This is a genomic window from Variovorax sp. LG9.2 (assembly GCF_035018885.1).
Lineage (GTDB): Bacteria > Pseudomonadota > Gammaproteobacteria > Burkholderiales > Burkholderiaceae_C > Variovorax.
This window is the reverse complement of record NZ_JASJXB010000024.1, coordinates 63,714-72,644: the sequence shown is the minus strand read 5'-3', so window position 1 is coordinate 72,644 and position 8,931 is coordinate 63,714. Positions and strand designations below refer to the sequence as shown.

Annotated in this window: 6 protein-coding genes; 5 read left to right on the top strand and 1 reads right to left on the bottom strand. The window is 62.8% G+C overall.

All coding sequences use genetic code 11. The features are described from left to right. The first annotated feature begins 537 nt into the window (after nucleotides 1-537). The 3 genes from QN413_RS20450 to QN413_RS20440 all read left to right on the top strand — a co-directional run bounded on the left by QN413_RS20450 (nucleotide 538) and on the right by QN413_RS20440 (nucleotide 5,763). Nucleotides 538-2,439: an ATP-binding cassette domain-containing protein gene (locus QN413_RS20450; RefSeq protein ID WP_323498407.1), complete on the top strand. Its 1,902-nt coding sequence runs from the start codon at nucleotides 538-540 to the stop codon at nucleotides 2,437-2,439. 115 nt (nucleotides 2,440-2,554) lie between these two features. Then, a complete protein-coding gene (locus QN413_RS20445; protein WP_416352215.1) occupies nucleotides 2,555-4,342 on the top strand; it encodes a phospholipase D family protein in 1,788 nt (595 codons plus the stop codon). A 107-nt stretch (nucleotides 4,343-4,449) separates the two neighbouring features. Further along, nucleotides 4,450-5,763 (top strand): OmpA family protein, encoded by a 1,314-nt coding sequence (locus QN413_RS20440; RefSeq protein WP_323498406.1) that lies wholly within the window; start codon nucleotides 4,450-4,452, stop codon nucleotides 5,761-5,763. Between the two features lie 29 nt (nucleotides 5,764-5,792). Here the strand turns inward: QN413_RS20440 and QN413_RS20435 are convergent, their stop codons facing one another. After that, a complete protein-coding gene (locus QN413_RS20435; protein WP_323498405.1) occupies nucleotides 5,793-7,217 on the bottom strand; it encodes a PLP-dependent aminotransferase family protein in 1,425 nt (474 codons plus the stop codon). 119 nt (nucleotides 7,218-7,336) lie between these two features. Between QN413_RS20435 and QN413_RS20430 the strand changes: the two genes are divergently transcribed. Next, entirely contained in the window at nucleotides 7,337-7,936 is a 600-nt protein-coding gene (locus QN413_RS20430) for a LysE family translocator (protein WP_323498404.1), read from the top strand. Further along, on the top strand, nucleotides 7,933-8,883 hold the full coding sequence (locus tag QN413_RS20425) for a DMT family transporter (RefSeq protein ID WP_323498403.1): 951 nt from the start codon (nucleotides 7,933-7,935) through the stop codon (nucleotides 8,881-8,883). Before QN413_RS20430 ends, QN413_RS20425 begins: the two co-directional genes overlap by 4 nt. The last annotated feature ends 48 nt before the right edge of the window (nucleotides 8,884-8,931 follow it).

Sequence of the window (8,931 nt, the reverse complement as noted above, 5' to 3'; positions counted from 1 at the left end):
TAAATTTTTAACGAACTGTTTACTCAACATCTTCTGCCGAGTAACTCGCTTCGCTGTGATCAGCGCAGCCTTAGATTCTAACATGTATTTTAAAAGCTTGTCAACTTTCTTTTTCGCTTATTTTGATTTGCAGTTGAATTCCGGAAAGGGCTTCAAAAACATTTCGCATTAAGCGAAGCCTTCGATTATGACCTGTTTACTTGAAACCTGTCAACCTCTGGGGCCTTTACCTTCTTCGACTTGTAAGAAAGTTCAATCAGAACTTTTATTTCCGTCGCGTTCAGTGCAGCCTTCGATTATGACGTGGTTTTTGCAGCTCCGTCAACTTCTGCGGCTTTTCTTTAAGTGGCCCGCGTTTCATGTCACCTATCTGTCCGCCAAGACGCCAAACAGATTACGTCAGGCCATCGAGTATAAAAAATCTCGATGCTCGCGCAAGGAGGGCAGCAAACAGAGGGCGAACTACAGCGTCGTTTCGAACTATGCACCGCGTGCCGCAAGTGAAGAGACAGTCTCGCCTCCGATAATCCGTGCCACATGGCACTCATCACTCTCCTCGACGCACAACTCGCGTACGGTCACGTTCCGCTGCTCGATCATGCGGACTTCTCTCTCCTCGAATCCGAGCGAATCGGCCTGATCGGCCGCAATGGCACGGGCAAGTCTTCGCTCCTCAAGATCTTGGCCGGCCTTGAAAAGCAAGACGACGGAACGCTGCAGCTCCAGCAGAACCTTCGGATCTCGTACGTGGCGCAGGAACCGTTACTGGACATGGATGCGGATGTCTTCACAGCCGCGAGTGCCGGCCTCGCCGAAGTTATCGCAGTTCGAGACCTCTACCTATCAGGTGCGGACGGGCTGGATCTCGATGCGCTCCAGTCGAAGATCGAAGCTTTCGACGCCTGGAACTGGGAGCAGCGCGTAGAAGAAACGTTGCACCGGCTGCACCTGGACCGCAACGCCCGCGTCGGATCCCTTTCGGGCGGTACGCGCAAGCGGGTCGCCCTGGCACAAGCGCTCGTGGCATCACCCGACGTCTTGCTGCTAGACGAACCCACCAATCACCTTGACCTCGATTCAATCGAATGGCTCGAGCAGCTATTGATCGACTTCAAAGGCAGCGTCGTGACTATCACGCACGACCGCAGCTTTCTGAATCGTGTTGCCACTCGCATCATCGAGCTGGACCGGGGCAAGCTTGGCTCTTATCCGGGCAATTTCGAGCAGTACCTCATACAGAAGGAGGAGCAACTCGCTCAGGAGGCGGTGATCAGCGCCAAGGCCGACAAGCTGCTCGCTCAGGAAGAGATCTGGATTCGCAAAGGCGTAGAAGCACGCCGTACCCGAAGCCAAAGCCGAATCAGCCGACTCGAGGCGCTTCGCGACAACCGCACCGCGCGCCGCGATGTGCAGGGCAGCGTCAACATGGATGTTGCATCGGGGCAGTCGAGCGGAAAGATCGTGGCCGAGCTCACAGAAGCGTCAAAGTCGTTCGGTCCCAAGACTGTCATCCGCAACTTCACCGGCACGATCCTGCGTGGCGACAAAGTGGGATTGATGGGCCCAAACGGCGCCGGCAAAACCACTCTGCTCAAGCTGATCCTGGGCGAACTCGAGCCCGACAGCGGAAAGATTCGCCGTGGCACCAATTTGCAGGTCGCGTACTTCGACCAAATGCGCGACAAGCTCGATCTCGACGCCACGCTCGAGGATTTCATCAGCCCCGGCAGCGAGTGGATCGAAATCGGCAACCAGCGCAAGCACGTCAAAAGCTACCTGGCCGACTTCCTGTTCTCGCCGGCCCGCGGAAATTCACCCGTTCGGTCGCTCAGCGGCGGTGAACGAAATCGCCTGCTCCTGGCACGCCTGTTCGCGCGGCCAGCCAACGTGCTCGTACTCGATGAGCCAACCAACGACCTGGACATCGACACGCTCGAACTGCTTGAAAGTCTGCTGCAGGACTACGACGGCACGGTCTTCCTTGTGAGCCACGACCGGACCTTCCTCGACAACGTCGTCACCAGCACGATCGCTTTCGAAGGCGACGGCCATTGGCGCGAGTACGAGGGCAGCGTCCGAGACTGGATGATTCAGTCGAAGCGCGCACGAGAGATCGCCGAACAGCGCGCCGCAGCAGCACCGGCTGCCGCGCCTGCAGCAGCGGCCGCTGCGCCCAAAGCCGAAGCCGCGCCAGCGCGCGTCGTCACGCGCAAGAAGCTGAGCTACAAAGAACAGCGGGAGCTGGAAGCGCTACCGACACAGATCACAGCGCTCGAGGACGAACAAAAGCGGATTGCAGAAATGCTGGCAGTCGACGGCGGCGCGATCTATTCGAGCGAAGCCTCGCGCGCAGCCGAACTGGGCGAGCGCCATTTGCAGATCGACGAAGAGTTGCTGGTCGCGCTCGAGCGCCAGGAAGAGCTCGGCGCTACGCGTTAGCAATCGCGGGCGACAAGCTGCAGCGGTTCGCCTGGGTTGTCCGACGCGTCAGCGTCGGCGACTGCGTTATACACACGCACCTAACAACACGCGCCTAACACCACGCCATCTCAGCATGTCCTTGTCCAGTGCCCCGCAGCATCCGATCAAAACCATGCAGCGCTGGTGTGCCGCAGTGGCCGCGGCGCTGCTCATTTCGGCCTGCGCACAGTTGCCCAAAAATGTCGAACGGCCGGTGTCGACTGCATTGGTATCGGCAGGGGATACCGCGCTTGCCATACTCGTCCAGCGGCGGCATGACGCCGCCTCGGCCCGGTTCGACTCCGGCTTCGTTTTACTCGACGGCCCACAGGCGGCCTACGGCAGTCGACTCGCGCTGGTCGAATCTGCGCAAAAGACGCTCGACCTCCAGTACTACGCCATCCACGCCGATGCCAGCACCGGCCGGCTGCTCTCTGGTGTACGTGATGCGGCGGCACGTGGCGTGCGCGTACGCATCCTGATCGACGACTTTCACAGCACCGGACGCGATGCGCTCGTGCTGCGGTTGGCCTTCGAGAAAAACATCGAGATGCGAATGTTCAACCCTTTGGCCGGCGACCGCAGCTCAGCTCTTTCTCGCATGGCCAACTCGCTGGGCGAAGCGTCGCGTGTACAGCAGCGCATGCATAACAAGCTCTTCATCGCCGACAACGCCATGGGTGTGGCCGGAGGTCGCAATTTAGGCGACGCGTACTTCGGCAACTCCACCGTCGGCAACTTCGTCGACCTCGACGTGCTCGCAGCCGGTCCCATCGTGCGCGACTTGTCCAGGAGCTTCGACACCTACTGGAACAACGAACGTTCCTATCCTGTCGAGTCTTTGGTGTCGCAAGCGGAGCTCGCCCAAATTCGGGAGCGCTCCCGCGATGCCGATGCCGCCAGCCAAAAACGAAGTTCCGACGAGGCAAATGCCACCGCCGCGGCGCGCGAGGGAGCCAGCGCAACAGCATCAACCTCGCCTGCAACACGCACCGACGACGGTCCGACGCCCGAACAACGCTCGCACGCATGGGACGAAAAGCCGATCGACCTCGCCACCGCCGCTTTCGTCTGGGCGCCTGCCGTCGTACTGGCAGACCAGCCTGGCAAGATTCCGCCGGACAAAAGTAGCCCCAACGCCGGCGACGGGCGGGCGCCGGCCCTGGTCATCAGTCAGCAGAACGGCACGCAAAATCTCCCGGCCAACCGGGCCCTCGATGCGGCTGCAGACCTTGCCGCCGGAAGCGACACCGTCGTCGAAGGTTTGCTCCAGTTGATCGGCCAATCGCGCCGCGATCTGCTGATCATCTCGCCGTATTTCGTGCCGGGCGATGATATGAAGCAGGCGTTTGCCGCGGCCCGGGCGCGCGGCGTGCGCGTCCGCGTGCTCACCAATTCACTCGCGTCCAACGATGCGCCTGTCGCCCACGTCGGCTACGCGCGGCATCGCGAAGAGATGCTGACGATGGGCGTCGAGCTGTATGAGTTGCGAAGCGGCCAGGCCGACTTCGGCAGCGCCTTAGGCGCATCCGGCGCGAGCGTGACGGGCGAATCCAAAGCCATGCTCCATTCCAAAGTGCTGGTGCTGGACGGTCGCCTGCTGGTGGTCGGCTCCATGAATCTCGACCTTCGCTCACAACTGCAAAACACCGAGGTCGCGCTGCTCATCCGCAGCAACGAGCTTTCACGTATCGCGACCGGGCAGATCGAGGCTGCACTGAACGAAGGTGCCTGGCACGTCGAACTTGCAGACGGCAAGCTCATCTGGCGAGCCCCGAAAGGCAGCGGGTTGCAAGACACGACGACTGAGCCCGATACCAGCGCCAGCCTGCGTTTACTGCTCAAGCTCTTCGGCCCGCTGGCGCCCGACAAGCTGCTCTGAGCAGCCGGTGGGCGGCAAGCGGACGGCGAGGTTGGTGGTCGATTGGCTGAGTCGACTCGGCCAAACGGCCTGTTGTCCGTCCATGAGCGAGACCGGATGATCGCTCGATGAAATCTTCCGCATTGGTCTTTGCGATGATGGCCGGACCGCTTGCCCTGCTTGCCAGCGTGACCCTGACCGCATGCGGCACGCAGCAACCTGCCGCTGCCGCTTCGCCACCCGCTGCTGCAGCGGCGGCGACAGCGGCGACAGCATCTGCGCAAACCAGCGCCAGCCCGCCATCGCCGGCCGCGGTCACTGCGGCACCACCCCCGCCACCCATCATGGCGTTCGACGACGCCGTAAGCTTTGCCGCCACCAACCTCTTCGGCAAGGCGGTGTTGCCCGACGGCACCCGCAGGTTGCCGCTGGTGATCGACCCGCTGATCGACGGCAACACCGGTGCCCAGTCTGTGTCGACCCAAGCGATGGAGCAACGCATCGGCTCGATGCTGCGCGCGAACTTTCCGCGTTACGACCTGCAGCCTTTCACGACCACGGCATTGACGCGGTCACCGCTGCTTTTCATCGGCACGGTGACCGCGGTCGACAAGGCCGGCGGCAATGCGCCGGGTCCGCGCGAGTGGTACCGCGTGTGCCTTGCGCTGGTCGACTTGCAGAGCGGCAAGATCGTCTCCAAGGGCCTCGGTCGCGCCCGGCCAGACAGCGTCGACTCGACGCCCATCGCCTTTTATCAGGACAGTCCAGCATGGGTGCCTGACGGCGCCACCGATGGCTATGTGAAGACCTGCCAAGGCACCAAGGTCGGCGATCCGATCAACCCGGCGTATTGGGACAAGATCGTCGCCGCCGCGATGATCAACGACGCGATGAACAGCTACAACGCGGGCCGCTACGACGACGCGCTCGACCTGTATCGCGGCATTGCGCGCTCGGCCGGCGGCGACCAGCTGCGTGTTTACAACGGCGTCTATCTGTCCAGTCTCAAGCTCGGCCGCAAGGACGATGCAGCGCAGGCCTTCGGCAAGATCGTCGACTACGGCATCGCGCAAAAACGAATCGCGGTAAAGTTTTTGTTCAGGCCCGGCTCGACGCTGTTCGTGAATGATCAACAGATCAACACGCAGTACCAGGTCTGGCTGAAGCAGATCGGTGCGCGCACCGGGGTAGCCAACGCGTGCATGGAAGTGTCGGGCCACACCAGCCGCACCGGGCCAGAACCGTTGAACGACCGATTGTCATTGGTGCGGGCGCAATACATCACTCAACGCCTCGATAACGGCCTGCCCGGAACGGCCAGGCGAACCGTCGCCGTTGGCAAGGGCTCGCGTGAGCCGATCTCCGGACTCGGCACTGACGATGCGCGTGATGTGCTCGACCGGCGCGTGGAGTTCAAGGTGATCGACTGCCCGACGACCTGAGCGCTGAACGCCGCAGCCAGCCCATCACATCACATCACATCGCGAACCCGGGCAAAAGTCTTCCAGAAAGTCGCGTCCTGCGCGGTCGCAAAGTTGATGCGCATCAGCGTCGATGGCGGCCGCCTTGCATGGAACAACGAACCCGGCGCCAGCAGATAGCCTTCGTCGAGCATGCGCTGCGTGAGCGCATCGGTGTCTACGCCGGTATCCACCCAACCGAACAACCCCGCGGGCTCCGATACGAAGCTGCAGTCGTGCGCCAGCGCGAGCTTGACGCTGCGGGCACGCGCGCCGTCGAGCCGAATGCGGATGCGGTCGGCGTGCCGGCGCAACTGCCCCTGGTCGATGCACCACGCCAGCGCCCGCTCGAACAACGCGGGCGTCGTGAGAGTCGTGAGCAGTTTGGTTTCGAGCAAGCGGCTGAACACATCGGGAGGCGCCGCCAGAAAACCGATGCGCCAGTTGGGCGCCAGAATCTTCGCGAAGCCGCTCACGTAGATCGTGCGCTGCAGGCCGTCGAGCGCGCTCAGGCGCGTCGCATGCTCAGGCGCGAGATGGCTGTAAGTGTCGTCTTCGACGATATGAAAGTCGTGCTGATTGGCAAGCTTCAGCACACGGTGCGCGCTGCCCGGCGTCAGGCTGTAGCCGGTCGGGTTGTGCAGCACGCTTACGCTGACAAAAAGCTTCGGCTGATGCGCTTGGCAGTACCGCGCCATCACTTCGAGATCGGGCCCATCGGCACGGCGCGGCACAGGCAGGATGCGCATGCCGAGCGATTCCAACCGTGCAAATTCAATTGCCCAACCCGGCTCTTCGACCATCACAGGATCGCCTGCACGCAGCAGCGTGCGGCTCACGATGTCGAGCGCGTGCGTGGCGCCGATGGTCGTGATGATCTGGTCGGGCGACGCCGGCACGTTGATGCTGGCGAGCTTTTGCGAAAGGCTGCGCCGAAGCGCCGAGTCGCCGGCCGGCTCGCCGTACTGCAAAGACAACTCTTGCAACGCGCTCGTACTGGTCAACCGCCGCACCGAAGCCGGCATGAAGGTCGACTCCATCCAGTCCGGCGGAAAAACGCCCATGCCCGGTTGCGGCTTGTCGCTCTGCCGATGGAACATGCCGCGAATCAACGAGCTTGCGTCGGCCGGCACACCGGAAATAGGCAACGGCTTCAGCACAGCGCTTGCCTCCCCGCCCGCACGGGCGTCCTGCGATTGCGTCGGCGCTGAATCGCGCACGTAAAAGCCGCGCTGCTTGCGGGCCTCCACCAAGCCTTGCGCCAGCAACTGGTCATACGCCGCCACCACGGTGTGCGGGCTCACGCCTTGCTGCCGCGCGCATTCGCGCACCGAGGGCAAACGCGCGCCTGGCGCCAGCAGCCGGTTTCGGATGCGCTCGGCAAAGCGTCCGGCGAGCTGTTCGGTGAGCGATTGGGTAGAAGTACGTGTCAGCATGCGTGTCCGTCTGTGTCCCGTTTTTCACCTCTGTACCGAAGGGCCGGCCAATACAGACGAGACTCTTGTCCGACGATCTGTGTCGGTACTGTAATGGTCAAGAGTTTAGAGTCTGTTCCATGGACTGGCAAGAATTCACCGCGCTGTTGGTGTTGGCTACGGCGATGAGTTTTTCGCCGGGGCCGAACACGACGCTGTCGACCGCGCTCGCGGCCAACGGCGGTCTGAAGCGCGCGATGCGTTTCATCGTCGCCGTGCCCGTGGGTTGGACTTTGTTGCTGATGCTCTGCGCTGCAGGCATCGGTTCACTGGTGGTTGCGGTGCCCGCGCTGCGCCTGGTCATCAAGGCACTCGGCATTGCCTATTTGTTGTGGCTCGCCTGGAAGCTGAGCCGCAGTGCAACGCTCGGCAGCGCCGACGAGGCGCAGCTGTCGGTCGGCTTCGTCCAGGGCGTGATGCTGCAGTTCATCAACATCAAGGCCTGGCTGCTGGCACTCACGCTGGTGGCGGGCTGGATCGCCGGGCAGCCCGATGCGCTGGGCCGCTTCGCCATCGTCGCGCCGGTCATGCTGTTCTATGCCTTTGCCAGCAACCTGGCCTACGCGGTGGTCGGCGCCGTGCTGCGCAGCTGGCTTACCAAGGGGAAGCGCCTGTTGTGGTTCAACCGCGGCATGGCCGCCGTGCTGGTGCTCACGGCTTGGTGGATGGTGGGCGTATGAAGGGCTTGCAGCTCAAGGACGAAACGCTGGGTATGTGGCTCGGCGTATTAGGCGTCGCCATCTTCGCCGTCACGCTGCCGATGACGCGGCTGGCGACGGGTACGCAGGCAGCGCCGCAGCTGTCGCCGTGGTTCGTCACCGTCGGCCGCGCGGCGCTGGCCGGCGCGCTCTCCGTCGTTTTCTTGCTGGCGACGCGATCGCCGCGGCCGCAACGTCATCAATGGAAGCCGCTCGGCATCGCCGTGCTGGGCAACGCGGTCGGCTATCCCTTGTTGCTCGGGTATGCGTTGCGCGTCGTCACCGCGAGCCACGCGGCTGTCATCACGGCGCTGCTGCCGCTTGTCACTGCCGCCGTTGCAGCTTGGGTGTTGCATCAGCGCGCGCGGCTCGGCTTCTGGGTGTGCGCCGTGGTCGGCAGCCTGCTCGTGGTTGCGTTTTCGATGCTGCGCGCCAGCCGGCACGGCGGCGGGTTCGGGTTCGAATGGGCCGACCTGTTGCTGGTCGGCGCGGTGATCGCGGCGTCATTCGGCTATATCTACGGCGCGCAGGTCACGCCGTCGCTCGGTGCCGAGCGCGTGATCTGCTGGGTCTGCGTGATGGCGCTGCCCTTCACCTTGCCGGCGACGCTCGTCTTGTGGCCGGCACAGGCCATCGCGGTGTCGGCGTGGATCGGCTTCGTCTACGTCGGCGTGTTCTCGATGTGGATGGGCTTCTTCGCCTGGTATCGCGGCCTGGCGCTCGGCGGTGCACTGCGCGTGAGCCAGGCCCAACTGTTGCAACCGTTTCTGTCGATCCTCGCGTCGATCCCGCTGCTGGGCGAACCGCTCGACGTCGTCACACTGGGCTTCGCGGTCGCGGTGGTCGCGACCGTGGTCATCGGCAAGAAGCTGTCGCAGCCGCGCGCGATGCCGACGGTTGCCACCCCCGCGATCGACACGCTCCGTTGAAAATCGACGGCTACCAAAAATCACCCGCTCATCAGGCAATCAAGGAAA